Source organism: Deinococcus phoenicis (assembly GCF_000599865.1).
Classification (GTDB): Bacteria; Deinococcota; Deinococci; order Deinococcales; family Deinococcaceae; genus Deinococcus; species Deinococcus phoenicis.
Genome location: NZ_JHAC01000011.1, coordinates 39943 through 66412 on the forward strand (window position 1 = coordinate 39943; position 26470 = coordinate 66412).

Annotated in this window: 29 protein-coding genes and 1 pseudogene; 7 read left to right on the forward strand and 23 right to left on the reverse strand. The window is 68.0% G+C overall.

Translation table 11 applies throughout. From position 1 onward, the window contains the following. Positions 1-73: 73 nt before the first annotated feature. The 7 genes and pseudogenes from DEIPH_RS19100 to DEIPH_RS19110 all read right to left on the reverse strand — a co-directional run bounded on the left by DEIPH_RS19100 (position 74) and on the right by DEIPH_RS19110 (position 4561). The gene (locus DEIPH_RS19100; protein WP_081790752.1) at positions 74-502 is read right to left on the reverse strand and encodes an HNH endonuclease; all 429 of its coding nucleotides are present in this window, start codon (positions 500-502) and stop codon (positions 74-76) included. Continuing rightward, entirely contained in the window at positions 499-702 is a 204-nt protein-coding gene (locus tag DEIPH_RS20550; protein WP_235183157.1) for a hypothetical protein, read from the reverse strand. The genes DEIPH_RS19100 and DEIPH_RS20550 overlap by 4 nt, the downstream gene beginning before the upstream one ends. Before the next feature lie 375 nt (positions 703-1077). After that, positions 1078-1530 (reverse strand): annotated as a pseudogene (locus tag DEIPH_RS20930) (DNA cytosine methyltransferase); the annotation flags it as partial. 224 nt (positions 1531-1754) lie between these two features. Then, positions 1755-1964 (reverse strand): hypothetical protein, encoded by a 210-nt coding sequence (locus DEIPH_RS03450; RefSeq protein WP_034353876.1) that lies wholly within the window; start codon positions 1962-1964, stop codon positions 1755-1757. 287 nt (positions 1965-2251) lie between these two features. Then, positions 2252-2656, reverse strand: coding sequence for a hypothetical protein (locus DEIPH_RS19620; protein ID WP_152544777.1), 405 nt, complete (start codon positions 2654-2656; stop codon positions 2252-2254). Positions 2657-3070: 414 nt separating this feature from the next. Further along, positions 3071-3823, reverse strand: coding sequence for a hypothetical protein (locus DEIPH_RS03460; RefSeq protein ID WP_152544778.1), 753 nt, complete (start codon positions 3821-3823; stop codon positions 3071-3073). A 489-nt stretch (positions 3824-4312) separates the two neighbouring features. Continuing rightward, entirely contained in the window at positions 4313-4561 is a 249-nt protein-coding gene (locus tag DEIPH_RS19110; RefSeq protein ID WP_081790754.1) for a helix-turn-helix domain-containing protein, read from the reverse strand. A gap of 150 nt (positions 4562-4711) precedes the next feature. Between DEIPH_RS19110 and DEIPH_RS03465 the strand changes: the two genes are divergently transcribed. The 5 genes from DEIPH_RS03465 (at position 4712) to DEIPH_RS20760 (ending at position 11007) form a co-directional block, all read left to right on the forward strand. Beyond that, complete coding sequence (locus DEIPH_RS03465) at positions 4712-5251, forward strand: helix-turn-helix domain-containing protein (RefSeq protein ID WP_034353884.1); 540 nt, start codon at positions 4712-4714, stop codon at positions 5249-5251. Further along, positions 5244-5912: a hypothetical protein gene (locus tag DEIPH_RS03470; RefSeq protein ID WP_034353887.1), complete on the forward strand. Its 669-nt coding sequence runs from the start codon at positions 5244-5246 to the stop codon at positions 5910-5912. The genes DEIPH_RS03465 and DEIPH_RS03470 overlap by 8 nt, the downstream gene beginning before the upstream one ends. A 4-nt stretch (positions 5913-5916) precedes the next feature. After that, a complete protein-coding gene (locus tag DEIPH_RS18595; RefSeq protein ID WP_051517117.1) occupies positions 5917-7317 on the forward strand; it encodes a recombinase family protein in 1401 nt (466 codons plus the stop codon). A gap of 9 nt (positions 7318-7326) precedes the next feature. Further along, positions 7327-7863, forward strand: coding sequence for a hypothetical protein (locus DEIPH_RS03480; RefSeq protein WP_235183159.1), 537 nt, complete (start codon positions 7327-7329; stop codon positions 7861-7863). A gap of 132 nt (positions 7864-7995) precedes the next feature. Further along, complete coding sequence (locus DEIPH_RS20760; protein ID WP_051517118.1) at positions 7996-11007, forward strand: ATP-binding protein; 3012 nt, start codon at positions 7996-7998, stop codon at positions 11005-11007. A 137-nt stretch (positions 11008-11144) separates the two neighbouring features. Here the strand turns inward: DEIPH_RS20760 and DEIPH_RS03490 are convergent, their stop codons facing one another. From DEIPH_RS03490 to DEIPH_RS03560, 16 genes are all read right to left on the reverse strand, one after another. After that, the gene (locus DEIPH_RS03490; protein ID WP_034353890.1) at positions 11145-12041 is read right to left on the reverse strand and encodes a C39 family peptidase; all 897 of its coding nucleotides are present in this window, start codon (positions 12039-12041) and stop codon (positions 11145-11147) included. Positions 12042-12138: 97 nt separating this feature from the next. Beyond that, positions 12139-13065 (reverse strand): alpha/beta hydrolase, encoded by a 927-nt coding sequence (locus DEIPH_RS03495; protein WP_034353893.1) that lies wholly within the window; start codon positions 13063-13065, stop codon positions 12139-12141. A gap of 10 nt (positions 13066-13075) precedes the next feature. Beyond that, positions 13076-13780 (reverse strand): histidine phosphatase family protein, encoded by a 705-nt coding sequence (locus DEIPH_RS03500; RefSeq protein WP_034353896.1) that lies wholly within the window; start codon positions 13778-13780, stop codon positions 13076-13078. Next, the gene (locus DEIPH_RS03505; protein WP_034353898.1) at positions 13777-14859 is read right to left on the reverse strand and encodes a phosphotransferase family protein; all 1083 of its coding nucleotides are present in this window, start codon (positions 14857-14859) and stop codon (positions 13777-13779) included. Before DEIPH_RS03505 ends, DEIPH_RS03500 begins: the two co-directional genes overlap by 4 nt. Continuing rightward, positions 14856-15671: an SDR family NAD(P)-dependent oxidoreductase gene (locus DEIPH_RS03510; RefSeq protein WP_034353901.1), complete on the reverse strand. Its 816-nt coding sequence runs from the start codon at positions 15669-15671 to the stop codon at positions 14856-14858. The genes DEIPH_RS03505 and DEIPH_RS03510 overlap by 4 nt, the downstream gene beginning before the upstream one ends. 12 nt (positions 15672-15683) lie before the next feature. Next, positions 15684-16223, reverse strand: coding sequence for a CbrC family protein (locus tag DEIPH_RS19115; RefSeq protein WP_081790755.1), 540 nt, complete (start codon positions 16221-16223; stop codon positions 15684-15686). 211 nt (positions 16224-16434) lie between these two features. Further along, entirely contained in the window at positions 16435-17679 is a 1245-nt protein-coding gene (locus DEIPH_RS03515; RefSeq protein WP_034353904.1) for an acyl-CoA dehydrogenase family protein, read from the reverse strand. After that, positions 17676-18020, reverse strand: a complete 345-nt coding sequence (locus DEIPH_RS03520) for a hypothetical protein (RefSeq protein WP_162833989.1) — start codon at positions 18018-18020, stop codon at positions 17676-17678. The genes DEIPH_RS03515 and DEIPH_RS03520 overlap by 4 nt, the downstream gene beginning before the upstream one ends. Continuing rightward, positions 18017-19108 carry an SMP-30/gluconolactonase/LRE family protein gene (locus DEIPH_RS03525; protein ID WP_034353906.1) on the reverse strand — a complete coding sequence of 364 codons (1092 nt, stop codon included), beginning with the start codon at positions 19106-19108 and terminating at the stop codon, positions 18017-18019. Before DEIPH_RS03525 ends, DEIPH_RS03520 begins: the two co-directional genes overlap by 4 nt. After that, positions 19105-19551: a PaaI family thioesterase gene (locus DEIPH_RS03530; RefSeq protein WP_034353909.1), complete on the reverse strand. Its 447-nt coding sequence runs from the start codon at positions 19549-19551 to the stop codon at positions 19105-19107. Before DEIPH_RS03530 ends, DEIPH_RS03525 begins: the two co-directional genes overlap by 4 nt. Next, entirely contained in the window at positions 19548-20006 is a 459-nt protein-coding gene (locus DEIPH_RS03535; RefSeq protein WP_034353913.1) for a MaoC family dehydratase, read from the reverse strand. Before DEIPH_RS03535 ends, DEIPH_RS03530 begins: the two co-directional genes overlap by 4 nt. Positions 20007-20072: 66 nt before the next feature. After that, a complete protein-coding gene (locus DEIPH_RS03540; protein WP_034353918.1) occupies positions 20073-20849 on the reverse strand; it encodes an SDR family oxidoreductase in 777 nt (258 codons plus the stop codon). Between the two features lie 102 nt (positions 20850-20951). Continuing rightward, the gene (locus DEIPH_RS03545) at positions 20952-21689 is read right to left on the reverse strand and encodes an alpha/beta fold hydrolase (protein ID WP_235183160.1); all 738 of its coding nucleotides are present in this window, start codon (positions 21687-21689) and stop codon (positions 20952-20954) included. A 73-nt stretch (positions 21690-21762) separates the two neighbouring features. Continuing rightward, complete coding sequence (locus DEIPH_RS03550) at positions 21763-22359, reverse strand: hypothetical protein (RefSeq protein WP_152544780.1); 597 nt, start codon at positions 22357-22359, stop codon at positions 21763-21765. 19 nt (positions 22360-22378) lie between these two features. Further along, positions 22379-24190 (reverse strand): acyl-CoA dehydrogenase, encoded by a 1812-nt coding sequence (locus DEIPH_RS03555; protein ID WP_034353927.1) that lies wholly within the window; start codon positions 24188-24190, stop codon positions 22379-22381. Positions 24191-24228: 38 nt separating this feature from the next. Beyond that, entirely contained in the window at positions 24229-24870 is a 642-nt protein-coding gene (locus tag DEIPH_RS03560; protein ID WP_034353931.1) for a LysE family translocator, read from the reverse strand. Positions 24871-25011: 141 nt separating this feature from the next. Here DEIPH_RS03560 and DEIPH_RS03565 point away from each other — a divergent pair, with 141 nt between their 5' ends. Continuing rightward, entirely contained in the window at positions 25012-25986 is a 975-nt protein-coding gene (locus DEIPH_RS03565; RefSeq protein WP_034353933.1) for an NADPH:quinone oxidoreductase family protein, read from the forward strand. Further along, complete coding sequence (locus DEIPH_RS03570) at positions 25983-26468, forward strand: MerR family transcriptional regulator (protein ID WP_034353936.1); 486 nt, start codon at positions 25983-25985, stop codon at positions 26466-26468. The genes DEIPH_RS03565 and DEIPH_RS03570 overlap by 4 nt, the downstream gene beginning before the upstream one ends. The last annotated feature ends 2 nt before the right edge of the window (positions 26469-26470 follow it).

The window sequence follows — 26470 nt, forward strand, 5'->3', positions numbered from 1 at the left end:
CCCGGTTATGTCGCGCCACGCTTCCGCTTCCCGGATCGCCCGCCCGATGACCGCCGCCTGCTGAGGTACGACGCTAAGCATTCCGCGCCACGAACAAGTCATAGGCTTCTTTGGCGTCTTCTACGGTTTTAAAACGTCCTATCAAATAATCTTTGCCGTCAATCCGCGTGGCCGCCTGCCACTTGCCCTTCTCTGTGTTGAAGGAAACCCCGGTGTAACCTGAGCGATTGCGCGAAGACATGCCCGTATTGCGGCGGTTGACGCTGGGCGTGACACAGCGCAGATTTGAACGTTGATTGTTTAATTTGTTCCTGTCAATGTGGTCAACTTGCAGCCCCTCGCTCGGCTTTGCAAGTTCCCGATGCATAAGGATTTTTTTCTTCCAGCCGGTGCGGGCGGCATACCCACTGTTCAGGCGATGCCACTTCCACTGGCTCAGATATTCAAAGTCGGCGTCATCCACGAGCGCAACGCCACCATTGCTCAACACGATTTCTTTCATTTTCCTCTCCGCAGCAGGCCGCCATCACGAACGAACTCAAAGTGTTCCCTTTTGATGATTCGATCAGGCATATGACCGAACTTTTTCAGGTGCGCCTCCGCTTCCTTGATTGCGAGGCCGACAACCGCCGCCTGCTGAGGTACAACTCCGTTGCCCAGTCGGGTAAGGCGGTCCACCCGCAGGGGAACCCCATCAGCCATTCCACGAACTCCGGGTTTAAGGGTGGGGGTCGGCTGTCCCCACTCTCCGCCTGCCCAAGAGGGGACTCTTCCCAGCGCATCACCGCGCCCGGCACCGTGTTCCGCCCTCGCTGCGAGGGCGGGAGCGTGCTGTTCTTCCCGTCCTGGGCGGTGGGGGTGGGCCACATCTGCACCGCTGTCCTGAGGTTGGGCGAGCCTCTCTTGCTGGCAGGATGCCCCGCCCCAGTCCCCTCTCGGCTGGTCGGTGTGGGCCACAGATGCGGCGGTTTCGCGGCCACTGTCGCCGGCCCGTCCCCGCTCGTGGGGCTGGCCCCCTTGCGGGTGTGGTTGCCGCTGACTGTGGGCGTGGGCCACCAAGAAGATCCGTTCTCGCCTGTGGTGGGCACCAAGGGCGGAAGCCGGGAAACAGTGCCACTCCGCATCAAACCCCATTTCGGCCAGGTCCCGCAGAACTCGTCCGAAAAACCCTCCGGGGTGATCTCGGAAAAAAGCGGGGTCGGCGCTGCTGAGGACGCCGGGGACGTTCTCTCCCACCACCCAGCGCGGCCTAAGCTCGCCAATAACACGGGCGAACTCTCCCCAGAGGTCGCGTTCATCTGCGCTCGCCAGTCGTTTTCCGGCGACGGAGTGCGGCTGACAGGGCCATCCTCCGCAAATAAGGTCAACAGGAGCAAGGTTGTGTTTTCCGACATGCCGCACGTCCTGGTGTCTCTCCGCCTCCGGCCAGTGCTGGTCCAAGATCAAGCGGGCGTGTTCCTCGCATTCGACCTGCCAAAGCGTTTGGGCGCTGCCCAGGCCCATCTCAAGGCCGAGTTCTAGGCCCCCCATGCCGGAGAACAGGCCGCCCACGCTCAGCTTCACCACAGCCACCCCACGATCAGCAACGGCAGCCCGAAAAACACGGCCAGAAACGCGAGAGCCTGGAGGAAGGCCCCCAGGCTCAGGTCCGGTGCCCCGTCATGCTCATTCATCGTCTCCCCCCACGGCGCAGCACGCCCAGATCAGCAGGAACACCGGCACGGCCAGCAGCAGCCACACGAACAGGACGGTTTTCATTTGCCCCCCCTCATCCGGTAGTGCCGCGTTCCCAGCCGGTTCAGCTCCTGCGTCCGCAACCGCGCCCGCACGTCCTCGCGGTGCCTGCGGTTCTGACGGTCCTCCCAGGCGTTCCACGCGGCGGTCCCGGCCAGCGCGATCAGCACGGCGGCGACCATCACGCAGACGGCGACCAGCACGACCAGCCCATCTCTGCTACTCTCCATACATCCTCCTGGCCCCCGCGTTTGCCCGTCCCGGCTGCGGGGGCTGGCCTTTTCAGGCCGAAAGCGGCGTTTCCCGGCAGAGTCGCGTGAGGCCCGGAGCTACAGGCAAAACATGCTCCGGGCCTCCTCTGCATCGTTTGTGCGCGTGTAGGGCCGCGCGTACCCGCAAGAAGACGCCCCGGCCAGCAACGGAACGGGGCGTCAGGTCGCCCGTGACGTGGGCGAGGCGCGAGAATGTCTCTGTGACAGAAAGAACGCCGCCTCACGGGGAAGCGGTGTCGGGGGCGTTAGCTGAGTGCGCCTGCGGCGATGGCAGCGGCGAGAGAGGGGTAGGCGTAGGTGTCCATCTCGTCGAGGTTGCCGACCTCCCCAGGCGTGCCCGTGAGATAGCAGCTCAGCCGGTCGCCGTCCTCGTCGGTGCTATCCGTCACCAGAAACAGGTCGCCGTCCTCATCCCGCCACACCTCGCCCGGCTTCGGCTCCTGCTTTTCTGCTGCCTCCTGCGCGGACGTCAGGGTCATGCTGCCGTCCGGGTGGACGACGGCGGTATAGGTGCCGGGCTGGATGGTGACGGGCGTGGTGGAGGTGATGAGTTGCAGGTCCGCACTCCCGTAGTAGCCGCCTTCCCCATTGGGGTATCTGACCCATAAGTTGAGATCGTCGTCGTCCAGGGTTCCGATGATTTCCCCCACCCAGCCGCCTTCTTTTGCCCTTTCATGGCCCCTAGACCGGTTGCTGATGCTCCGCACCCTGTCCCCCACTTTGAACGCGGCGGGCGTGAGGTCACGGGCGGGGACGTACCACCAATGCCTGACGCGGGGGGAAAAGCACGCATACTCATTGGCCGAGTCAGGCCCGAAACGCACCTCCAGTTCCTCGCCCAGCTCAAAGCCCTTGGTATATGGCCTCCCTGCCTCCGACTTCCCCACCAGCTTGACCCTCTGCCCCTTGCTAAACTGCTCCATGTACCACCTCACCGCCTCCGCCCAGACGGAGGCTTTTTGCTGCCCGACCTTCCCGGTTTGACCGACGCGCGGCACCGTGCCCGCGAGGTGGGGTACTGAGACACGGCGCTGCTCTTAAAGCAGCGCCGTGTCTGGAGGGGGTTAGATGATGGTTCTCAGCAAGCCGTCTCTTGGATGGGGCAGCGGCCCGGTGTACTTCCGCCGCAGGGTACTCACGTCCGACGTGACGCCCTGAACGGTGCCCACGATGCCGTCATGCCCGAACACCTCGCCCTGTTGAAGGGCGGCAATCTCCAACTCCTCGGCAACCGCCATGAGGGACAATTCCAGGTTGCTGAAGCTCTCCCGCGTTTCCTTGACCTTCCGCATGGCTTTCAGGTCGGAGGCGACGTGCCCAGTGACGGCCAGGTTATTCATGTTCGCCACCTGCGCCGCCGTCTGCTGGCTTCCGCCCCGGCTGAAAATCTGTGCGTTTACACCCTTGTTCGTGCGCTTGGTGCGGGCGCGAAGCTCAACCCGTTTGAGGGCTTCCGGGTCTTCGATGCGTTCCAGCGTGCGCGTGTTCAGCGCCTCCGGATCATCGAAGAACTGGTCAACCATCTCATTGACGGCTGCGCGGTACTGCTTGCCCAGCACGCCGGGGAGAACGGTGAGGATGCGCCGCCAGCCCCCTACATCCGTCACGGGAGTGGCAAGGTTCCCCTTTTTGCCGTCCCGGCGCGGCATTTTCACACTGTCCACGGCATGGACAGTTTCGGGGTACTTCTCCCGCAGGTATTCCCAAGTGCGGCGGGGCGACTTGCTGCCCGCCGCCTTGAGGAGGTCGAAGACGGATGCACGTCCGTCCTGCGTGCGACGGATACCCGCCGCGTCCTGTAACATGAGGTCGTTCAAGCGACCCCCCTTTGCCCCCCGTTCCAGCGGGGGTCTTTTCGTGTCCCGACCCTTCCGGTTCGACCGGACGCTCAGCGACGCGCTAGCGGGGTGGGGTAAAGATGTGAGGTTTTCCACATCTGACTCACCCAATTGAGAAACGTTCTGCTACTCCGAGACGTACAAGGGTGGTGAGTCTGGCAACTCGCACCACCCTGTGCGCTCGTCCTGCTACTCCCGGCAGGGCGGCGTGCTTTTTTGCGTGTGCAATGCGCGGGGCGGCACTTCGCCCCCGCCCACGCCCAGCGCCGTATCCGGTCGCCAGAGCGGGCCTGCGTATGGGGTTGTCATGCAGCACGCCTCGGGAGGCAATGGGGCCGTGTTTCACGCCAGCGGCCATCGGCGCGGAGAGGCGTTACTTGCTGGGCTTGACGTTCCGGGCGAACCAGGCGCGGGCGCGGTCTGCGCGGGTCTGCGCGGGCTGGGGCGTGCTGCTGCGGGGAGTCGGGGTCATGCGGCACCTACCTTGAGCGGCTTGTTTAGAGTTGAATCAGGTATCAACTCAGCGACAGATGTATTGAGGAATGGGGCAATTTTGCGAAGGCTCTCAAGTGAAGGTATCACCTTCCCCTTCTCCCAGCAGGTGATTTGCCGGGCATTGCTTTCCCCGCCCAGAGCGAGTTTTGCGAGTCTCCGAACGGACAGGTCAGCCCTTTCTCGGGCCTCTTTGATCCGCTGTCCTACGGTATCGGTGGGCATGGAGTGATGATACAGGTATCAACAAAGGGAAATCAAGCACCCCTTGATACCAGATTCAAGTCTACTTCCCCCTGTTGAAACTTATATCTACAGTGGCGCGTATCGGGGTGCATGTTGATACCAGTCTCCACACTCCGACAGGTGCCCCTCATGCCCCAGACGCCACTGCCGGACAAAAAAACACTTGGAGATCGCCTGCGCGAGTTCATCCAGGCCTCCACGAAAACCCAGGCCAAAGTTGCCGAGGAGGCCAGGATGGACCCGACCTATCTTTCCCAGATGGTCAACGGAAAGGTGAACTGGGTCAACAGCAGCTATTTTCCCGCCCTCGTCACGGCCTTAGGGCTGAAGGCTGAGCAGGTGAGAGAGCTTAAACCCGGAGTATTCATCGAGATACCCGCCCCCACTTCCACCCGCCCCGGCTCCCCCGCCTCCACGGCCCACCCTCTCTCTGCCGGTGCCCAGGGCTACCGCGCGCCCCCCGCTGAGCCGCCCATTCCGGACGCGCTGCGGGAGGCGGTTGAGACGTTCGGCCAGCAACCGGAATTCGCCCCACTGCGTGAACCTCGCTGGGTGAGGTATCTGGCAAACATCCCCTTCCGCCGCACTCCGGCCACGCCGGGTGAGTGGCTGGCGGTGTATGTGAGCCGCCGGGATGAGGTGGACCCGCCGGAGTCGGAGCGTGATTGACGACGTTATCCACAGCCTGCTGCGCTATACGGAGGCCCGTTGCGCTGAGGCCGCCCCCAGCACCGATATGGCCGCACTTGCAGACGGACTGGGTTATGAGCTGGCCCCCCATGAGCGCAGCTTTTTCGACCCCCTGACCAGCACGGCCTATATCCGTCGCACCCGCGACTCCTGGCAGGCCAACAGCGATGCCGGGCATGAACTCGCGCATGCCCTGGCCCTGGAAGCGGCCCCCGGCCACCCGAGCTACCGAGATGTCATGCGCCATTACCACGCACAGGCCCCCGATCTCCTCGCGCACGAGGAGCGTCTAACTGATCACGCAGGCGACCTGCTGACCATGCCGTCTGAGCTGGTGCAGGTCACCCTCAACATCTGTGGTCGAAATGCAATGGCCGTCTGGGTGTTGCACCAAGCGGCCCAGGTTCCGCTGCATGAGGCGCTGAGGCGCGTGGTGCATTTTGACTTCGATGGACGGGCCGGGGGATTCATCGGGCAGGGCGGGAGAATCATCCACGCCAACTCGTACCGCTATCGTCTGCCCCCCTGGGTGGGCGACCCTGTGCCAGACGAGGATGAGTTTCAGGGGCCGGGCGTTTCGCTGTTTCAGGTTCCCGGACGCCGGAACACTGTCATCGGACTGGTCGTGATCGAGGAGTGATGCTGTGACCGCCCGCCTCTACAGCCGCGTTTCCTCCCGGACTCAGGTCACGGACGGCTTTTCCCTCCCGGCGCAGCGGGCCAAGCTGCAAGCCTGGGCGGACTATCAGGGGCTAACGCCCGTGCAGCACTACGAGGATGCCGGGCTGAGTGGCAAACGGGATGACCGCCCCGGTCTGGCCGCCTTGCTGCTGGACCTGCAACCCGGCGATGTGGTCGCCACCTATTCCCTCTCCCGCCTCGCCCGGGGCGGCGCGGTGCAGCTCCTGGGCATCGTGCGGGACATCCGGGACCGGGGGGCGCGGCTGGTGTTCCTCGCAGAGAGCATAGACACGGATACGCCCACCGGACGCCTGATGCTGACCATTCTGGCGGCGCTGGCTGAGCTGGAAATTGAGCAGACCCGCGAGCGGACCGAGATGGGGCGCACCGAGGCCGCCAGTCAGGGCATCTACCCGCATGGCCGCGTTGGTCTGCCGACAGGCTGGACAAAGGACGAGGCGGGGCGGCTCGTGGAAGAACCGGCTGAGAGTGCCGTGGTTCGGCTGGCCCTCGCCCAGGGACAGCAGGCGTACCACCTGACGGCCACGCAGTTCAACGACCAGGGGATTAAGACCCGCTGGGGTGGCAAATGGAGCGCCACCCAGATTCGGCGCATCGTGCAATTCGAGGGCTACTGGACGGGGGAACTGGTCTACCGCGCGGCCAGCCGGCCCGATGAACCTGAGCAGCACGTCACCATCCCCGCCCCGGCCCTGGTGTCCCGCGAGGTGTGGGAGGCGGCGCAGCGGGACCGCACGCACAACCATCCCCACCGCCAGCCCGACCAGTTCCCCCTGACCGGGCATCTGCGCTGTGGCTGCGGGGCGCGGCTGACCGGCAAGAGCAATCAGGCGGCGGGCTATCAGCGCCGCCCCATCTACCTCTGCCATCCCACCCTGCGGAAGACGCCCAAGTGCGGCACGAACAGCAAGGCCAGTCGGCATTACGGTCCCGCCGAGGAACTGAACCACAACGCCCGCGCCGCCCTGGCCGCCCACCTGTGCAGCCCGAACGACCCGGCCCGGATTGCCGACCTCTACCGTGCCGCGCCCGCTGCTGACCCCCACGCGGCAGAACGTCAGGACATCACGCGGAAGCTGGAAGCGTTGGTTGACCTCTACCTCGAACAGATGATCGACCGCGCCACCTACGAGGCCCGCCGCGCCACCCTGACGGCCCGCCTCGCCCAACTTCAGCCGGTTCCGCCCGCCCCGCCTGCCGAGATGCCCGATCTGGCGGCGGTGGCCGAGGCTATCCTGACCGTCCCCAACGCGGAGCTGGCTGAGCTGCTCGACATCTATCAGGTGGAGTTTCTGGCGCTGGGCGGGACTGAAGTGCGCGTGGTGGGGCTGACGCCACCCTGAAGCACTGGAATGACAGTGACTAAACATGCGGTCAAGGGCTTTACGGACGGCCTGCGGATGGAGCTGGAGCATGACGGCGCGCCGATCTCGGTCACGCTGATCAAACCCGGTCCTATCGACACGCCCTTTCCCCTGAACGCCCGCAACTATCTGGACGCCGAGCCGCAGCACGTGCCCCCCGTCTACGCCCCGGAAACCGTCGCGCGGGCCGTGCTGCACGCTGCCGCCACCCCCACCCGCGAGCTGTACGTGGGCGGGGGGGCCAAGGGCATCGCGGCCTCGGGCGACTTCGCGCCGCAGGCCACCGAACAGACGCTGGCAGCGGTGGCGATCCCGCGTACCCTGAGCGACAAGCCGCCGTTGCCGCGTGAACGCCACATCCTCTATCACCCCACCGAGCGGCTGGAGGAGCGCGGCGACTATCCCGGCGTGGTGCAGCCCGTGAGCCTCTACACCGAGGCCGCCACCCACCGCAAACTGCTGGGTGTGGGGCTGATCGGGGCTGGCCTGGCCGCCGCACTCTGGCGCAGCTCCCGGCGGGGCTGACACAGGCAGGGCCGAATGCGCGCCGAGGGGTCAGCTTTCCGGGCTGGCCCCTTCCCTTAATTTTCTATTTAACGATGAGAGCTGACCTGCTGTTCAGTTCTTTGGGGACGTAGCATCCTGGGAAGGCCCAGCGTGAACCCAGATTCTTTCCTGCCCACCCGCCCCGATCCCCTGGCCCTCCTCGACGGTCTTCTGGACCCGTTTTTCGCGGTGGACGGCCAGTGGCGGCTGACCTATCTCAATCGGCACGCCGCCGCCAGCGTGGGGATGACGCCGGAAGAGCTGCTCGGGCGGGAATTCTGGTCCTGCTTCCCGGAGGCGCTCGAAACGGCCCTGAACACCGAGTACCGCTTCGTCATGGAGGCTCGGCAGGGGCGGCAATTCGACCTGTTCTCCCCGTCACTCGGCGTCTGGGTGGAGGTGCGCGCCTTTCCCCACGAGGACGGGATCGCCGTGCATTTCCGGGACATCACCGAACGCCGGCATACGGAGGACTGCCGCGAGGCGCTGCTGGCCGTCACGCGGGCGCTCGTCTCGGCCAGCAGCACCGAGACGGCGATCCGCACGGCCCTGGCGCTGGGCCGGGAGGCGTTGGGGGCTGCGGGTGGCGCGCTCTGGCGACTCTCCAGGGACCAGACGCGGCTGGACCTCTGGCAGCGCGTCGGTACGGGAACAGGGCCAGAGACATCGCTGCCGGTAGAGGGGCCGTCGCCAGTCACGGCCGCCCTGCATCAGCCGGACGGGGTGTTCGTGGGGGCGCGGGGGGGCCACACGTCTTCGGGCGTCCTGGCCGCGTGCCGCCTGGGGGACTCCGGGGTGCTGGCCCTGCACTTCGGCCGCGAGCGGCGCCTGAGCGAGTCGGAGCGGGACTTTGTCCGGTCGCTGGCGGCCCAGCTCCGGCAGACGCTGGAGCGGCTTCAGGCCGCCGAGGTCCATGAGCAGGCGCTGGCCGCGCTGCACCAGGAGCGCACGCGCCTCGCGGCGATCCTCGACCAGTTGCCCGCCGCCGTGTGGATCGCGGAGATGCCGGGGGGCCGCATCACGGCCGGTAACCGGGCCATTGAGCGCATCCTGCGTCACCCCTACCGCCCCAGCGCCGATATCGGCCAGTACTCCGAGTACGTGGGGTTTCACCCGGATGGCCGGCGTTACCAGGGCCACGAGTGGCCGCTGGCCCGGACCGTCCTGACCGGAGAGCGCGTCGAGAACGAGGAGATCGAGATGGAACGCGGGGACGGGTCGCGCGGCTTCGTGCAGTATTCCTCGGCGCTGATCCAGGAAGGGCTGAACCCTGCCGGGCCGGGCCTGGCGGTGGTGACCGGGGTCGACGTGTCGGAGCTGCGGGAGCTGAGCGCCACCCTGGAGCAGCGGGTTGAGACGCGCACCCACGAGCTGCGGCGGCGCAACGAGGAGCTGGCGGCGGAAACGGCGGCCCTCCAGACCTTTGCCCGCTTTACCGAGCTGGTCAGCCGCGAGACGGACCTGAACGTGCTCACGCAGGCTGCCGCCGGGGTGCTTCACCGCGCGCTGGGTGAGGGCAGCACCGGGTATTACGAACGGCACGGCGACCTCTGGAAACAGGGTCCCTGGGACGGCGACATGGACCCCGGCACGCTGACGGCGGCCCAGGCGGGCTTTCCGGCGGACCTGCCCCTGTTCGCCGGGCCGGCCACGTCACGCGAACCCCTGTTCGTGGATGAGTGGCGGGCCTCCGACCACCTGCTGGCCCCACACACGCCGGAATATGGGGCCATCGCGGTGTATCCGGTCACGGTGCAGGGGCGGACCGCCGGCCTGCTGGCGGCGGGCCTGCGCGAGAAGACCGGCTGGAACGAACGCGACCGGGCCGTGTTCCGCGCGGTGGGCCGTGCCCTGAGCCTCGCCGCCGAGCGGGCGGACCTCACGCGGGCGCTGAGCGTGCAGAAAGAAGAACTCGCGGCGCGCAACCGGGCGCTGGAGACGTTCGCGGAACTCGGGCGCGACCCCGGCCTCTGCGCCGACCCGCTGGAGCTGGTGCGCCGGGCACTGGCCCTCCTGCTGACCCAGTTGCCGGCCGGCTACGCACTCTACGGTGAACCTGAGGACGGCCTCTGGCGCTGCAAGGCGCAGGCAGGCGTCCTCCCGAGCGCGGAAAGCCAGGCCGCCATGGATGCCGGACTGCCCTTCGAGGCCACACCCCTTCTCTTTCTCCCCTGGCAGACGCGGCAGCCGCTCTACCCGGAGGGGCCGGATTCCGGGGTTCCGGAGGGGCCGCTCACCCCGGGAACCCGGGCGGCCACGCTGCCGGTGCTGGTGGGGGGCACGCCATGTGGGGTACTGGTCGTGGCGCTGCCCGAACCGGGCGGGGAGCAGAGGGCGTGGACGGGTACCGAGCGGGTGATTCTGGAAACGGCGGTGCAGCAACTGGGGCTGGCGCTGGAGCGGTGGAGGGGCGAGCAGGCACTGGCGGCCAAGCAGCGGCAACTGGAACAGGCCAACCACGACCTGGAAGCCTTCGCCTCCAGCGTTTCCCACGATCTGCGTGCCCCGGTGCGGCATCTGGGCAGCTTCGCGGGGCTGCTGCGCCGGGCCGTGCCGGACAATCCCCGCGCCCTGAAATATCTGGACGTGATTGAGCAGAGCGCCGCGCGCATGAACGCGCTGATCGACGGCCTGCTGACCTTCGCGCGCCTGGGGTCGGGCGAGGTGCGGAAATCGGACGTGGCGCTCGGTGAGCTGATGGACGCCGTCCGGGCCGAACTCGCCCCCCAGGTCGGAGAGCGGCAGATCGACTGGCGGGTGGGCGAACTGCCCGTGGTCCGGGGAGACGTGACCCTGCTGCGGCAGGTTATCCAGAATCTGCTGGGCAATGCCGTGAAGTACACGGGCACCCGCGACCGGGCCGTGATCGAGATCTGGGCCGAGACCGCCGGACACGAACAGGTCATTCACGTGCGGGACAACGGCGTGGGCTTCGATCCGGCCTACCGCGACAGACTGTTCGAGGTCTTCAAGCGCCTGCACAGCGCCCAGGAGTTCGAGGGTGAGGGGGTGGGCCTCGCCAGTGTGGAGCGGATCGTGACCCGGCACGGCGGGCGGGTCCGGGCCGAGGGCCAGGTGGAGGGGGGCGCGACCTTCACCTTCACGCTGCCGGTTCAGGGCTGAAGCTCTCCGGCCAAGAGCACCGCATACGAACTCGGCTTGAATCGTTGATGGAGTGATTCAAGCCGAGCGGACGCGAGAAGGAGAAACGACGGGTTCCGGGACAGCGCCGGAAGTCCAGCCATCTCCCGGAACCCGTATCAGCCGCCCAGCGCGGACCGCGCCAGATTCCGGAACCGGAGGAGTTCCTTGCTGGCCGGGTCCGTCTTCAGTGCGCGCTGGGTCAGGTCGAGCGTCTTGCGGTGCTGCCCGGCCTGCGTCCAGGCCTCGAACGCCTCCTGGCGGTACAGGAAGTACAGCGTCGGCACCCCCAGCGCCACCGCCCGGTCGAAATTGGCCGCCGCCGCTTTGACGTTGCCCAGCCGCAGGTTCGCCTTACCCAGCCCCCACCAGTTGTAGGGATCGTTCGGCCTGGCCCGGACGTTGCTTTCCCCGATGCGCCTGAGCCGTTGCCAGTTGGCGGCGGCCCGGAAGTCCTCGCCCAGCACGGCCCGCACGTCTCCCTCACGGGCGGGCGGATAGGCCACCAGATACTCACCGTTGTAAAAGTGCCACAGGTCCATCAGCTCGGCCTCGCTCAGCCACAGGCGGGCACCTCGCAGCGGGTCGCTCACCAGAAACGCCCGGCCCCGGTAGCCGTACACCGTGCGGAAGTGGGCCACGTTGCTGCCCGCCCGCAACCGCTGCTGCAAGACGACGGGCACGCCATGGGCCAGCAGCTCACGCAAAAGTCCGGGCGTCCCCGCATAACGGATCACGCTCCGCAGCCCGAAGCGGCCCAGATAGCCCGCGAGTTCCAAGCTGGTCACCTGCGGGTCGCCTGGTGAGTCCTTCAGGGCGCGGGCCGCCTGCGCCTGGGTGACCTGTGTTCCGTAGTACCCCAGAACGGTCAGGGCCGTGACCGGCGCGCAGTTGTCCGGCCCCTGAAGTTCGTGGCGGATCTTGCCGAGAGTCACGCTGGACGGCAGGGCAGTGGCGGGACCTGTCAGGAACAGGGCGAGCGGCAAAACCGCCCGGACGAAAGCACGCGGAACCATAAACCATCATGCCCCCCACCCCAGCACTTGAGAAGAGAGGCAGCGGCCATTCATCAGGGCCGCCTCTCCCCAGGGCAGCATCATGGGGACAAACGTTCTAGGCCAGTTCCGCCTTCAGCCACGCCGCCGCCTGGTCGAGCAGGGCCGCGGCGGCGGGCGAGAGGGCCGTCACGTTGGCGAAGCCGTGAATCATGCCGGGGCCGGGCTGATGCGTGGCCCGCCCTCCTGCGGCATTCAGGGCCTCGGCATAGGCGACGCCCTCGTCGCGCAGCGGGTCGAACTCGGCGGTCAGGACCAGGGCGGGCGGCAGGCCCGTGAGGTCGGCGGCGTGCAGCGGCGAGACGTGCGGGTGCGCGGCGTGGGCCGGGTCCGAGAGGTACATCTGACCGAAGAACTGCATGCGCTCCTCGGTCAGGAAGTACCCGGAAGCGTTCTCGCGGCGGCTGGGGTAGCGGTCCAGATTCACGAAGTCGGTGGCGGGGTAGACCAGCAGTTGTGCCCGGATAGCCGGGCCACCCTCGTCGCGGGCGCGCAGGGTGCAGGCGATACTCAGGCTGGCCCCCGCGCTGTCCCCGGCCACGGCCAGGCGGGAGGCGTCCGCGCCCAGATCCTCACCGTGGGCAGAGGCCCAGACCAGGGCGGCGTAGGCATCGTCCACGCCCGCCGGGAAGCGGTGTTCGGGAGCCAGGCGGTAGTCCACGCTCAGGACGGCGGCGCCCGCCCCCGCGCACAGCTCGCGGCACACGCTGTCATGCGTTTCGATGTTGTAGGCAACAAACCCGCCGCCGTGAAAGAAGACCGTCAGCGGGAAGGGTCCCTCTCCTTCCGGCGTGTAGAGGCGGGCGGGCAGGTCAGAGGCCGGGCCGGGAATCGTCAGGTCGCGCGTCCCGGCAATGGTCACGGGGCGCTGGGGCAGCCGCGCCGAGTTGGCAATGACGGCGGCGCGCATCTCCTCCAGGCTGCCGGGTTCGGGGGCGGCGGCCATCTGGAGCAGGACTTCTTTCAGGTGGGGATCGAGGGGCATGCTGTCTCCTTTAGCGCCAGGACGAGAGTTCTTCTGGCAGGTGGGCCGTTTCGTTGAAGCTGTCGAGGCTGGCGCGCCCGCCGCCGTAGGTGAGGCGGGTCAGGCTGGCGTTTTTCACGCGCCAGTTCAGCGTGAGGGCGGAAGCGTCGGGAGCGCGCAGCACGGCGGCCACCGTCACCCCGATCACGCCGCCCGAGGTAAAGGCCAGCACGATCCGCCCGGACGGCCCGGCCAGCAGCTCGCGCAGGAAGCCGTGGATGCGGGCGCGGAAGTCGGCCCAGGGTTCCACCTCGGCGTGGGTCAGCTCGCCGCGCAGGTAGGCGGCGGTCAGAGGTTCGAGCATCCGCTGGAGGTGCCGGTTGCGCTGCGGCCCCTGCCGCTCCTGTTCGGAGGCGCGCAGCAGGACGCCGAAATCGGGGTCACGGGCGGCCAGCAGCGGCGCGAGGATGCGCGTCAGGCCGTCGCCGTCGTACTCGGCCAGACGGGGGTCGATGCGGGGGTCGGGCCAGCCGCCGCACGCCGCCTCCGCCGCCAGACGGGCACTCTCGCGCTGGCGGACGAGTGAGCCGCTGATCACGTCGGTCGGCTCCAGTCCGGTCTCCGCCAGATACGCGCCCACCGCGCGGGCCTGCGCCTCCCCCAGAGGCGAGAGGCGGTCGGTGTCGGACTCGAAGGGGGTGGCCTGCCCGTGCCGGACGAGAATCAGCTCGCTCATGCGCCCTCGGCCTGAATCCGCCGCCACGCCTCCCCGATCAGCCATGCCGCCTGCTGGCCCAGCGGGGCGAAACGGGGGTCACGGGTCTGCCCCGCGCGGTAGCGGGCGTAGATCTGCTGCACGATCACCGCCAGCTTGAAGTGGCCCAGCACCTCGTACCAGGCCACGCCCCGCACGTCCCGACCACTGCGGGCGGCGTAGCGTTCGAGGAAGTCCCCGCGCGACAGGAAGCCCGGCGCGTTGGCCCCCACCCGGTTCGCCGCGCCGCCCGGCTGTTCCGGCATCGTCCAGTAGGTCAGCGTCAGGCCCAGGTCTGCCAGCGGGTCCCCGACGGTAGTCATCTCCCAGTCGAGCAACGCGACCACCCGCGAGGGGTCCTGCGGGTCCAGCATCAGGTTGTCGAGCTTGAAGTCGTTGTGGACCAGGGTATGGGCGGATTCGGCGGGCGTGTGGGCCAGCAGCCAGGCGATCACGTCCTCGTCGTGCAGGTCCCCCGGCGGGGGCAGGTCATCGGTGCGGGCGCGCCGCCACCGCCCCGCCCAGCCCTCCACCTGCCGGGCGTTGAAGCCCTCGGGTTTGCCGAGGTCGCGCAGGCCCGCCGCGTCAATATCGACGGCGTGCAGGTCCGCCAGGGTGTCCGCCAGCGCCTCCGAGAGCTGGCGGGGGGCGCCAGGCAACTCGGCGTATTCCGGCGGGAGCTTCGTGCGGACCACCGTGCCCCGCCGCCGTTCCATCAGGTAGAAGGGCGCACCGATCACCGAGGCGTCCTCGACGAGCAGCACCGGTTCGGGCGCGACGGGCAGCACCGGATGCACCTTTTCCAGCAGCCGGTACTCACGCGGCATGTCGTGCGCCTTGGCCGCCACCGGGCCGAGCGGCGCGCGGCGCAGGACGTACTCACGCCTCTCCTCCCCCTCGCCCAGCCGCACGAGGTAGGTCAGGTTGGAAAAGCCGCCGGGGAACTGCTCGACAGTGAGCTGGTCCACGTCGCCCGCCACCTTTCCGCGGAGTGCCTCGCGCAGCGCGTCCAGCGGCAGTTCCTCGCCGGGACGGACGGGGGCGGTGTCGGGACGGGTCACGGATGACCCTCGGTGCGGGGGGCCTCGCCCTCCGGGAAGACTTTCTGCTGCCCCTCCAGCAGCGCCATTGCCCTGCCGCGCAGTTTTGTCATCTTGCCGATCCAGGTGCCGTAGTCCTGCCCCTTGAGCTGAAAGCCCGCCAGCGTGGTGGGGTGCGTGGTGATGAGAAAACGCTCCTCGCGCAGTGCCTGCAAGGTCACGTCCACCAGTTCGTCCGTGCTGATGGCGGTCTGCTGGAGGATGGGCGCGTTCTGGATCATCGGCGTCTGGACGCCCTCGGGGCAGAGGGCCGAAACCTTGATGCCCCGGTCGGCGTAGGTGATCGCCAGCCACTCCGCGAAGGCGAGTGCCCCATGCTTGGTGACGGCGTAGGGGGCCGAGTGAAGCTCGGTGAGCAGACCCGCCGCCGACGCCGTGTTGAGAAAGTACCCCTCGCCGCGCTCCAGGTAATGCGGGAGCAGGTGCCGCGCCGCCCAGACGTGGCTCAGCACGTTCACGCGGTAGATCAGGTCCCAGACGCGGTTCTCGGTGTCCGGCCCCGCGCCCACGGCAATCCCGGCGTTCGAGCAGAAGAGGTCGATGCGGCCCTCGCGGCCCAGCACGTCCGCGATCAGGTTCACCACGCCTTCTTCCTGCGACACGTCCGCCGGAACGAAGCGCGCGCCGATCTGCGCCGCCTGCGCCTCGCCCCCCTCCACATTGCGGTCGGAGGCGATCACAGTCGCGCCCTCCTGCACGAAGCGCGTGGCAAGGGCGAGGCCGATGCCGGAAGCGGCGCCGGTAACGACGATGACTTTGTTCTGGAAGTCCATCAGGTTTCTCCTTCAGGTGCCATCAAGTGAAAGACTGTACGTTTCGCAGTTCCGGCATCGGAACAGGTGCAGGGTCATGGTGCCCCGCACAGCACAGTCCAGAAGGTCCTCTGCTGTCCACGTCGCAGAGATCGAGCGGGCCAGATCGCGGGCTTCCCACTGAATGCTTTCCTGTGCGGCCAGCTGCGGCTGGGCTGACGGGTCAAGCGTTCCCAGATAGGTGCAGCATTCTCCGCAGTGGTCCGGCCAATGAACGGGATTCCACAGCACGACGCGGGGCGTACGCTCCAGAACGGCGCTTCTGCTCTCCGTACTCGCCGTCTCAGAGAAATAGACATCCTGAAAAGTGCCTTCGAACCTTGCTGCCGCGCTGCCGTCTGCCACACACCAGGGACAAAGGCTGTCAGGCTCGTTCGCGGCATACAGACCACCTGTATAAGCCCATTCACGTCGTTGTTCGCAGACCTCGCAGGTGATGGCTTCCTGCTTAAAGCAGCCGTCTGCCAACGGATCAGCGTAGTAAGGGAAATCAAGCAAGCCCTGAGCAGACATTTCTAGTTCTCCTGGGGCAGATAGACGCTGACGATTTGAAGGACTGTTACGCCTCGCTGAGCCGTTGCAGAAGCTCGCGCTTCTCGTTAAAGAGCCTGGCTTTCGCCTGTGTGAAAGTCATCTGGCGGCAGGCCGGGGGGAGAAGCAGAACGCGGCACCTGCCCAGGACAGTCAGACGCTCAGGCATGGTGGCTGCCTCCTGACCCCCGCCTCACGCCCGCTTCACCCGCACGTCCACGCCCCGGCGCCGCAATTCCTCCTTTGCCACCGTTTCGACATGCACGATGTCGGGGCCGTCGGCGAGGCGCAGGGTGCGGGCCTGAGCGTACATCATGGCGAGCGGCGTGTCCTGGCTGACGCCCGCACCGCCAAAGACCTGAATGGCACGGTCGATGACCCGCAGGGCGACGTTCGGCGCGACCACCTTGATGGCGGCGATCTGCCCGCGCGCGGCCTTGTTGCCCACCGTGTCCATCATGTGCGCGGCTTGCAGGGTCAGGAGGCGGGCCTGGTCGATTTCCATGCGACTCTGCGCGATCAGTTCGCGGATGTGCTGGTGCCCGGCGAGCGGTTTACCGAAGGCGACCCGCTGGCCGCTGCGCTCCACCATCAGTTCCAGCGCGCGCTCGGCCTGCCCGATCAGGCGCATGCAGTGGTGGATGCGGCCCGGTCCCAGACGGCCCTGCGCGATCTCGAAGCCCCGGCCCTCGCCCAGCAGCATGTTGGCGGCGGGCACGCGGACATTCTCGAAGGTCATCTCGGCGTGGCCGTGCGGCGCGTCGTCGTAGCCGAAAACGGTCAACATGCGGTCAATGGTCGCGCCCGGCGTGTCCATCGGAATCAGGATCATGGACTGCTGGAGGTGACGCGGCGCATCCGGGTCGGTCTTGCCCATGAAGATGCTGATCTTGCAGCGGGGGTCGCCCGCCCCGCTGGTCCACCACTTGCGCCCGTTGATGACGTACTCGTCGCCGTCACGGACAATGCTGGACTCGATATTGGTGGCGTCGCTGCTCGCCACCTCCGGCTCGGTCATGGAGAAGGCGGAACGGATCTCGCCGTTCAGGAGGGGCACGAGCCACTGCTCCTGCTGTTCGGGGGTGCCGTAGCGGGCCAGCACCTCCATGTTGCCGGTGTCCGGCGCGTTGCAGTTGAAGATTTCGGGTGCCCACCACACCCGGCCCATCACCTCGCACAGCGGGGCGTATTCCAGATTGGTGAGGCCAGGGCCGAAGTTGCCCTGGGGATCGCTGGCCGGCGGCAGGAAGAGATTCCAGAGGCCCTGCTCCCGCGCCCTGGGCTTGAGGTCCTCGATCAACTGGACGTGTTCCCAGCGGTTCCCCTCGTTCACCTGGCGGTGAAACTCGGCCTCGTTGGGGGAGATGTACTCGGCCATGAATGCCGTCAGGCGGGCGTGCAGGTCGCGGGTGCGCGGCGAAACGTCGAACAGGGTCATAGAAAGTCCTCCTCGGGACTCAGCGGGCGAAAAGAGGCCACGTCGCCCTCGATGCCCAGCAGCACGCGCACGGGTGGGCCGCCCTGCTCCGGGCGCACGGTGAGGCCCAGCGCCAGGATGCGCTCCAGCAGCGCCTCGGCGCGGGTCAGCAGGGCCGGGTCGAGGTCGTGGACAAGCTGCTCGGTCAGGGTGGCCTCCTCGTCAAAGAGGGCGCGGTAGGGGGTGAAGGCTCCCGTCGGCTGAAAGTCGCAGTGAATGGCGAAAGGTTCAGCGCTCCGCAGTGGCAGCCGCGCCAGCAGCACGTCGCCGCGTTCCAGCAGGTAGACGGTGGCCTCACTCACGCCGGATCCCACACCTGCGCCACGGGCACGCGGGCGAGGGTCTGCCCGTGCAGTGAACTCAGAATCAGGGCGTCACCGACCGGCAGCACCTGGGTGATGTACCCGTAGCTGTCCGGGCCACTGCCCTGCGCGAAGGCGGTCGGGCGGCCATTCAGGTCGAGGGCGACGAGCATGGACTCCTCCGGCAGCGGCAGGTGGGCACGCTCGGCTATCCGGGCCACCACACGCCGCAGCCAGGGCTGACGGGCGCCAGCGTCCAGCAGCGGCGAGCGGCGGCTCGGCAGCGCCACCCAGAAGGTACCGGTGCCGTCGAAGCGCACGTTGTCGGGATAGCCGGGGAGGTTGGCCGCGAAGACCTCCAGTGTCCCCACCCGCTCGCCCGCCAGCCAGAGGCGGTGAACCCGTGCCGCTCCCGTCTCGGTGACGAGCAAAAAGGCGTCCTCCGGGCCGAGCGTCACGCCGTTGGGAAAGTTCAGGTCCCGTGCCAGCACGACCGTCTCGCCGGTCTGGAGGTCATGGCGCAGCACCCGCCCATGCCCGCCGTGTTCGAGCAGGTCGAGCAGTTCGTGCGGCCAGCCATACTTGCTCGACGCATCGGTGAAGTAGACGAAGCGGCCCGCCCGGTCCACGTCCAGGTCATCGGTGAAGCGGAAGGGGATACCCTCCGCCCCCGTGGCAAGCACCTGCACGGAGCCTTCCGGCCCCACGCGGAGCAGGCCGCGCAGCGCGTCGGCGATCAGCAGGCTGCCGTCCGGATGAAAGCGCAGGCCCAGCGGACGGCCACCCGTGTTGGCGAAGACTTCCGGCGCGGTGCCGTCCGGCCCGAAGCGCACCACCGCGCCGCCCTCAAAGCCGCTGTAGAGGCGGCCCTGGGCGTCTGCGGCGACGGATTCGGGAGCATTCAGACCGAGCACCGGGGCGAGAAGCTGAGCCGTATTCAGCCGCCCGTTGTCGGCGTAGGGGCCGCCCGTGCGTGAGGGGGTCAGCCCCGGCCCTTCCCAGGCCACCGGGCGCACCCGCGTGGGCGCGAACAGCAGCCAGCCCAGGCCCGCGCCGAGGGACAGGCCGAGCAGGCGGCGGGGCCTCACGCGCCGCCGCCCGCCGGGGGCACATCCGCCGTGACGATGGTGCCCAGGGCGGTCGCCACCAGCTTTTCCTCGCCCGCCTGCACGGCGTAGATGTCGCAGCGGGTCACGGCCTGCCGCCGCCCGGCGCTGATGACGCTGCCGCGCGCGACCAGCGCCTCGCCCAGGCCGGGCCGCACGAAGTTGATCTTGAACTCGCTGGTCAGCACGCTCGGCCCCAGCGCCGCCGCCCCCATGAAGGTGAGGGCGATGTCGGCCAGCGCCGCCTGCACGCCTCCATGTGCGAAGCCGTGGTGCTGCGTGAGGTCCCGGCGGAAAGGCACGCGGACCACCACGCCTGCCGGCGACATCGCCTCCACTTTCGCGCCGACGAGGACGCTGAAGGGCTGCGAATCCAGCACGCTCTGCGCGAAGGCCACCGCCTCGGCCCCGTCCAGCGCGGTCACAGGTACACCCGCATCACCGTTTCGGCGGTCGCGGCGGGCTTCTGTGCCCCCTCCAGTTCGATGGTGTTGCCCACGGTCAGTTGCGCGTGGCCGGGGCCATCCTCGACGCCCAGCAGCACGGCACGGTTTCGCAGGCGACTTCCGACCGGCACGGGGGCGATGAAGCGCACGCGGTTCAGGCCGTAGTTCACCACCATGCGCGCACCTTCGAGCCGGGGAGCGCCGCCCGCCGTCAGGAAGTGTCCCGCCAGCAGCGAAAGTGTCAGGAAGCCGTGCGCGATGGGGCCGCCGAAGGGCGTCTGGGCAGCCCGCTCCGGGTCCACGTGGATGAACTGCCAGTCGCCGGTGGCGTCCGCGAACTGCTGCACCATCTCCTGCGTGACCGTCACCCAGCCGGACAGGGCGATTTCTTCGCCCACGCGGGCGCGGAGGTCAGGGAGGGAAGTCAGGGTCATGCTGCTCCTTTCGGGGAGTGAGCTTCGAGCCGTCGGGGAAGGCGGACGGCTCAAAGCTGACCGCTCTCAAATCGCCGTGATGCCGCCGTCCACCGCGATGTTCTGCCCGGTCATGTAGGCGCTGGCGTCGCTGGCGAGCAGCAGCGCGAGGCCCTTGAGGTCTTCGGGGCCGCCCAGACGGCCCAGCGGCGTGGCGGCCACGATCAGTTCCTCACCGTAGGCCAGGGTCCCCTTCGTCATCTTGGTGGGAAAGTAGCCGGGGCAGATGGAGTTGACGGTGATGCCGTACTTGGCCCACTCGGAGGCGAGCGCGCGGGTAAAGTTCACGTCCGCGCCCTTGGAGGTGTTGTAGGCCAGGGTTCCCGCCATACGGGGATTGTTGCCCTTGAGACCCGCGACGGAGGCGACGTTGATGATGCGGCCCGACCCGGCGGGAATCATGCAGCGCTTGCCGACCGCCTGCGTCAGCAGGAACATGCCGTTCACATTGAGGTTCATCACCTTCAGCCAGGCCTCCAGGGGGTAGTCCTCGGCGGGCGCGCCCCAGGTGGCCCCGGCATTGTTCACCAGGACATGAATCGGGCCGACCTCCTCATGGATACGCTCCACCAGCGGCTCAATCGTCTCGAACTGCGAGAGGTCGTGCGCGTAGACGTGCGCGGTGATGCCCAGGCTCTCCAGGTGTGCTCTGGCCTCGTCCAGCTCGTTCTGTTTGCGGGCGGTCAGGACGACGGTCGCGCCGTACTCGCCCAGGCCCTCCGCGATTTGCAGGCCGAGGCCGCGCGAGCCTCCGGTGATGAGGGCGACTTTGCCGGTCAGGTCGAAGAGTTCCTTGAGTGCCATCAGTAAGCCTCCAGTTGGGTTGTACTTTCGACACCACCATAAGGAGAAATGTACGTGCGCGTCAATTCTGAACGTTTGGGGACACTCGGGACGACGCGGGCATCAGGCCTGCGCGTCCAGAAAGCCGCGCAGGTCGCGCAGAAACTCGGCCGGACGTTCGAGGTGCGGCATATGCCCGGTGCCGGGGTAGACCCGCAGCGCGGCCCCCGGAATGCCCGCCGAGAGCCGCCCGGCGTTCGGCAGGGGAATCAGGTCGTCCCCCTCGCCGTGCAGCACCAGGGTCGGCGCGGTGATGCGGGCGAGGTCGGCCGCCACGTCATGCGCCCGGATGGCCCGGAACTGCCGCTTGAAACTCTCGGCGCTCATGGGGTGACGGGCGGCGTTCGCGGCAGCCCGGGCCAGAGCTTCGGGATGGGCCTGGGTGAACCCCTCGTGCGTCATCAGCGTGAGGGCCTGCCGCGCCCGTTCCTGCGCCTCCATGTCGGCGGGCAGGAAGAGCGCCGCGCGGCCCCGCTCGGTGGCGGGAGTGGACTCCGCCCCGCCCGGCGTGGTGGACACCAGCACCAGCCCCCGCACCAACTCGGGGTGCCGCAGCGCGAGGTGCTGCGCGACCATTCCGCCCATGCTCAGGCCGACGATGAAGGCGGGCGCGGCATCCACCGCCCGCAGAAACTCGGCGGCGTCGTCCGCGAGGTCGGCCAGCACATAGGGGGCTGCGAACGCTTCCGAATCCCCGGTGTCGCGGTGGTCGGGGGCGAGGGCGCGGTATTCGTCCCCCACCGCCTCCACCACCGGCTGCCACCCCAGCCGCGAGCCACCCAGCCAGGCGAGAAACAGCACGTTCGCGCGGGGACGCGCCGGAGAAACTTCGGTGTAAGCAAGTTTGCAAGAGGAGAGGCAGACTGTTTCCATCCTATACACCCCCAGTCAACCGGCGCTGCCCGACCCAGATACGCCCCTGCTCCACCCATGTGACGGGGCGTCCACCTTCAGGAATCAGGGTGCTGTGAGGGCGTTTGGCGAGCCACCGGGGAGAGACGTCTTCCGCGTCGACCTCGTATTCGTTCAGGCATTCCTGCCACTGGTACGCCCGCAGCCTTTCGAGAAGCAGAGCACCGAACTGCGGCGGAAAACCCCGCGTGCTGGCCCAACCGAGTTCAGAAACAGACCTGAACATGCCCCCATACCGGCCAGCCTGTGACTCTCCCGCCATCACCACCTGTGAATCCATGAGAAACGGCCACGCCAGCCAGATTCGCAAGTAAGGCGCGTCAGGAGCGGCCTCGGCCCAGGCATCGTAAATATTCAGCAATCCGTGAATCATCTGTCGCCCCAGCCAGAGTGGGGGCTGACGGCGGACCAGGCGGTTCCAGGGGTCGATCTGAATCTTGACGTAGTCGAAGTCGAACCGGCCGAAGTGCGTCCAGTCCGGTGTCAGATGACGTTCTCGCCAGCGTTCCACCCGCCGAATCTGCGTTTTCCAGCCCCTCACTTTCTTCCGGTTCGTCAAGGCCACGGGTCTACCCCCTTCAGAACCACGTGTCCTGCATCTCGAACGTCGTCCGGTCCGCGCTCGCCAGCAGGTCCGCATAGGCCTTCACCTTCGGCAGTTCGTGGGCAGCGAAGAAGCGGGCGGCCTGGAGCTTGCCCCGATAGAAGTCGGCGTCGTCGCCGCGCGCCGTGGGGAGCTGGTGGGCCGCTGCCGCCGCCTGCCGCAGCCACATCCAGCCGATGACCGTATGCCCCAGCATCTCCAGCGCGCTGTTCGCGTTGGCGAGGAAGAGATCGGGGCCGAGGTCGGGGGCCTGACCGAGGATGGTTTGCAGGGCGGCGCTGCTCTGGGCGACGGCGGTTTGCAGGGCCGCGCGAATCTCGTCCAGACCTTCCAGCCCCTGCGATGCCTTCAGGTCGGCCTGGATACGCCCGAGCAGCACGTTCAGGCCGCGCCCGCCCGCCTGAGTCACCTTGCGGCCCAGCAGGTCGTTGCCCTGGATGCCCTCGGTGCCCTCGTGGATGGGGTTCAGGCGGTTGTCGCGGTAGTACATCTCGACGGGGGCGTCGCGGGTGTATCCGGCCCCGCCCATGACCTGAATCGCGTCGCTCAGCGCCTCCTGGCTGTACTTGCTGGGCCAGCTCTTCACGATGGGCGTGAGCAGGTCCAGCAGCAGCGCCGTGTCCTCGCGGGCCTCCTCCGGGCCGGTGTCCAGTTCGTCTTCGAGGTGGGCGGCGTACAGGCCCAGCGCGAGGCCGCCTTCGACGATACTTTTCTGCCGCAGGAGCAGGCGGCGCACGTCGGCGTGCTCGATGATGCGGACGGGTTCGCTCTGCGGGTCCTTGTTGCCCGCGTGCCGTCCCTGCCGCCGCTCGCGGGCATACTCCAGGCTGGCGAGGTAGCCCGCATAGCCCAGCATCACCGCGCCCATGCCGACGCCGATGCGCGCCCCGTTCATCATGTGGAACATGTACTGGAGGCCGCGCCCCGGCTCGCCAATCAGCTCACCGACCGTCTCACCGCCCTCGCCGAAGTTGAGCAGCGTGTTGGTGGTGCCCCGGTAGCCCATCTTGTGGTTGAGGCCCGCCAGAACGACGTTATTCGACTGTTTTTCAGCGCCCTGGCCGATGCTGCCGTCCTCATTGACGCGGTATCTGGGCACGATGAAGAGGGAAATGCCCTTCACGCCCGCGGGAGCGCCCTTGATGCGCGCCAGGACGAGGTGAATGATGTTTTCCGACAGCTCGTGTTCGCCCGCCGAAATCCACATCTTGGTGCCGGTGATGGCATAGGTGCCGTCTTCGCGCGGCGTGGCGGTCGTCGTGATGTCGGCCAGACCCGACCCCGCGTGCGGCTCCGAGAGGGCCATCGTGCCGAACCAGCGGCCTTCCAGCAGGGGGAGCATGTACTTCTGCTGCTGCTCGGGCGAGGCGAAAGCCCGTTGCAGGTTCGCATTTCCAATGGTCAGGAAAGGGTAACTGCTGGTCCCGATGTTCGCGGCCTTGAAGTGGGCGTGCATCGCCTGCGCCACCACGTTGGGCAGTTGCAGGCCGCCCAGCTCCTCGTCGGCGTGGGCGCTGAAAAAGCCCGCCTCGCGGAAGGCCTTCATGGCCTCGGCGGCGGCGGGCACCAGCTTCACTTTGCCGCCCTCCACGTGCGGCTCGTTCAGGTCGGCCTCGCGCGCGTGGTTGGCGAAATACCGGTCGGCCACGTTGTAGGCGAGGTTCAGCACGTCGTCGTAGACCTCGCGCGAATGCTCGGCAAAACGGGGGCGCGAGGGCAGGGAGGCGGTGTCCAGCACCTCGTAGAGCTGGAATTGCAGGTCACGGCGGGACAGGAAGGGGGCCATACAGGGAGTCTCCTCAACAGAAAGAAGGGCGGGGGAAATCAGTCGCGCCCTTGCAGGGCCAAGCGCAGGCCGAGGGCGACATAGACCCCGGCCACGACTTTGCCCTGCCAGCGCAACACGGCGGGACGCGAGCGCAGCCAGCCGGAAAGTCGGCCCGACAGCAGCGCCAGCGCCGCGCAATAGACCAGGCTCAGCAGCACGAACACGCCCCCCAGGATCAGCATCTGGGGCAGCACCGCGCTCCTCTCCGGGCGGACGAACTGCGGCAGAAACGACAGGAAAAAGAGGGCGGTCTTGGGGTTCAGAATTTCGGTCAGGGCCGCCCTGCTCACCTGCCGGGCAGGGTGGCGACTGCCCTGCGGTGTGGCTGAACCGTCAGGCAGCACCAACGGTGTCCGGTCCCGCCACGCCTGCACCGCGAGAAACAGCAGGTACAGCACGCCCAGCCACTTGACGGCCCCGAACAAAGTGGCCGAGGACGCCAGCAGCGCGGTCAGGCCAAGGGCCGCCGCAGCGGCGTGAACGGCGTCCCCCAGCGCCAGCCCCGCCGCCGTGGCCACGCCCGCCGCCCGCCCCCGGCCGAGGCTCTGCGTGAGAATCAGCAGCACGGCGGGGCCGGGAATGACGAACAGGGCAAGGACGGCCAGGATGAACGGGAGCAACTCGTGGGCGTGAACCATTCTTCCTCCGGTGGGACAGGGCGTGGGCGGGGCTGTCCCGTGAGCCTATCCAGAGTGTCCGCGCACGTCAACTTTGAACGTGGGCGTTAAGATGAGGGCCTCAGTCCACCTTCCTCTCCCCTGCCCCCTGGAGGTTTTTCCATGCGCGCCCTGATCTGCACCGCCTTTGCCGAACCCGAAGCCCTCACCGTCCAGACCGTCCCCGACCCCACACCCGGTCCCGGCGAGGTGGTGCTGGACGTGCAGGCGGCGGGCGTGAACTACCCCGACGCGCTGATGGTGATGGGCCAGTATCAGGTCAGGCCACCCCTGCCCTTCACGCCCGGGGCGGAGGCGGCCGGGGTCGTCTCGGCGGTGGGCGAGGGCGTCACGCATCTGCGGCCCGGCCAGCGCGCGGTGGCCTTTACCGGAACCGGGGCCTTTGCCGAAAAGCTCCTCGCCCCCGCCGCCGTGGTGATGCCGCTGCCGGACGGCCTGGATCTGGACGTGGCGGCGGGCCTGCCGCTGGCCTACGGCACCTCGATGCACGCGCTGGTGGACCGGGCGCAGCTCCGGGAGGGCGAGACGCTGCTGGTGCTGGGCGCGGCGGGCGGCGTGGGCCTGGCGGCGGTGATGATCGGCAAGGCGCTGGGCGCGCGGGTGATCGCGGCGGCGAGTACGGGGGAGAAGCTGGACCTCTGCCGCGAACACGGGGCGGACGAGACGCTGAACTACGGGGCGGAGGACCTGCGGGAACGGCTGAAGGCCCTCACGGGCGGCCAGGGGCCGGATGTGATTTTTGACCCGGTGGGCGGCGCGCTGGCCGAACCCGCTTTCCGCTCCATCGGCTGGGGCGGGCGGTATCTGGTGGTGGGCTTCACGGGCGGGGAGATTCCGAGGCTGCCGCTGAATCTGCCGCTGCTGAAGGGGGCCTCGCTGGTGGGCGTGTTCTGGGGCGAGTTCGCCCGGCGTGACCCGCGCGGCAACGCCCGCAACATGGCGCGGCTGCTCGGCTGGGTGGCGGACGGCACCCTCAGGCCGCTGGTCAGCGAACGCTATCCGCTGGAGCGTACGCCGGAAGCCCTGCGCGCGCTGCTGGAGCGCCGCGTGACGGGGAAGGTGGTGGTCACGCCTTGACCGCCCCGTCCACCCCGGGGCAGGCCGTCACCTTCTACACGACCGCCGAACTGGCGCGGGAGGCGGGTGTGACGCGGCGCACCGTGATGCACTATGCCGACCTCGGCCTGCTGACGCCGGATCAGGTCACGGCGTCGGGCCGCGCGCTGTACGGTCCCTATGCGCTGCGGCTGCTGCGGGACGTGATGGACCTGCGTGCCCTGGGCGTGCCGCTGGACGAGGCGCGCGACATGGTCACGCTACGCCGCGCCACCCATACGCTCGACGGCACCTACCGCCGCGACTGGACGCGCGCCGACATTCCCCTCTCGGACGAGCGGTTGCGCGTCATCCACGCCCGGCTGCGGCTGCTCCAGGACGCCTACGCGCGGCAGGCGGAGGGTCTGGCCCGCTTCGACCGCTGGCTGACCAAGCGCTTTACCGGGGGCGACGTGGAACCGCTGGACCTGGACGCGCTGGCGGAGGGGGAAGCGGCAGGCTGAGT

Coding starts and splice junctions, on each gene's coding strand:
- DEIPH_RS19100 (WP_081790752.1), bottom strand. CDS start 502: ATGAAAGAAATCGTGTTGAGCAATGGTGGCGTTGCGCTCGTGGATGAC.
- DEIPH_RS20550 (WP_235183157.1), bottom strand. CDS start 702: ATGGCTGATGGGGTTCCCCTGCGGGTGGACCGCCTTACCCGACTGGGC.
- DEIPH_RS03450 (WP_034353876.1), bottom strand. CDS start 1,964: ATGGAGAGTAGCAGAGATGGGCTGGTCGTGCTGGTCGCCGTCTGCGTG.
- DEIPH_RS19110 (WP_081790754.1), bottom strand. CDS start 4,561: ATGCCCACCGATACCGTAGGACAGCGGATCAAAGAGGCCCGAGAAAGG.
- DEIPH_RS03465 (WP_034353884.1), top strand. CDS start 4,712: ATGCCCCAGACGCCACTGCCGGACAAAAAAACACTTGGAGATCGCCTG.
- DEIPH_RS03480 (WP_235183159.1), top strand. CDS start 7,327: ATGACAGTGACTAAACATGCGGTCAAGGGCTTTACGGACGGCCTGCGG.
- DEIPH_RS03490 (WP_034353890.1), bottom strand. CDS start 12,041: ATGGTTCCGCGTGCTTTCGTCCGGGCGGTTTTGCCGCTCGCCCTGTTC.
- DEIPH_RS03495 (WP_034353893.1), bottom strand. CDS start 13,065: ATGCCCCTCGATCCCCACCTGAAAGAAGTCCTGCTCCAGATGGCCGCC.
- DEIPH_RS03500 (WP_034353896.1), bottom strand. CDS start 13,780: ATGAGCGAGCTGATTCTCGTCCGGCACGGGCAGGCCACCCCCTTCGAG.
- DEIPH_RS03510 (WP_034353901.1), bottom strand. CDS start 15,671: ATGGACTTCCAGAACAAAGTCATCGTCGTTACCGGCGCCGCTTCCGGC.
- DEIPH_RS19115 (WP_081790755.1), bottom strand. CDS start 16,223: ATGTCTGCTCAGGGCTTGCTTGATTTCCCTTACTACGCTGATCCGTTG.
- DEIPH_RS03515 (WP_034353904.1), bottom strand. CDS start 17,679: ATGACCCTGTTCGACGTTTCGCCGCGCACCCGCGACCTGCACGCCCGC.
- DEIPH_RS03535 (WP_034353913.1), bottom strand. CDS start 20,006: ATGACCCTGACTTCCCTCCCTGACCTCCGCGCCCGCGTGGGCGAAGAA.
- DEIPH_RS03540 (WP_034353918.1), bottom strand. CDS start 20,849: ATGGCACTCAAGGAACTCTTCGACCTGACCGGCAAAGTCGCCCTCATC.
- DEIPH_RS03555 (WP_034353927.1), bottom strand. CDS start 24,190: ATGGCCCCCTTCCTGTCCCGCCGTGACCTGCAATTCCAGCTCTACGAG.
- DEIPH_RS03560 (WP_034353931.1), bottom strand. CDS start 24,870: ATGGTTCACGCCCACGAGTTGCTCCCGTTCATCCTGGCCGTCCTTGCC.
- DEIPH_RS03565 (WP_034353933.1), top strand. CDS start 25,012: ATGCGCGCCCTGATCTGCACCGCCTTTGCCGAACCCGAAGCCCTCACC.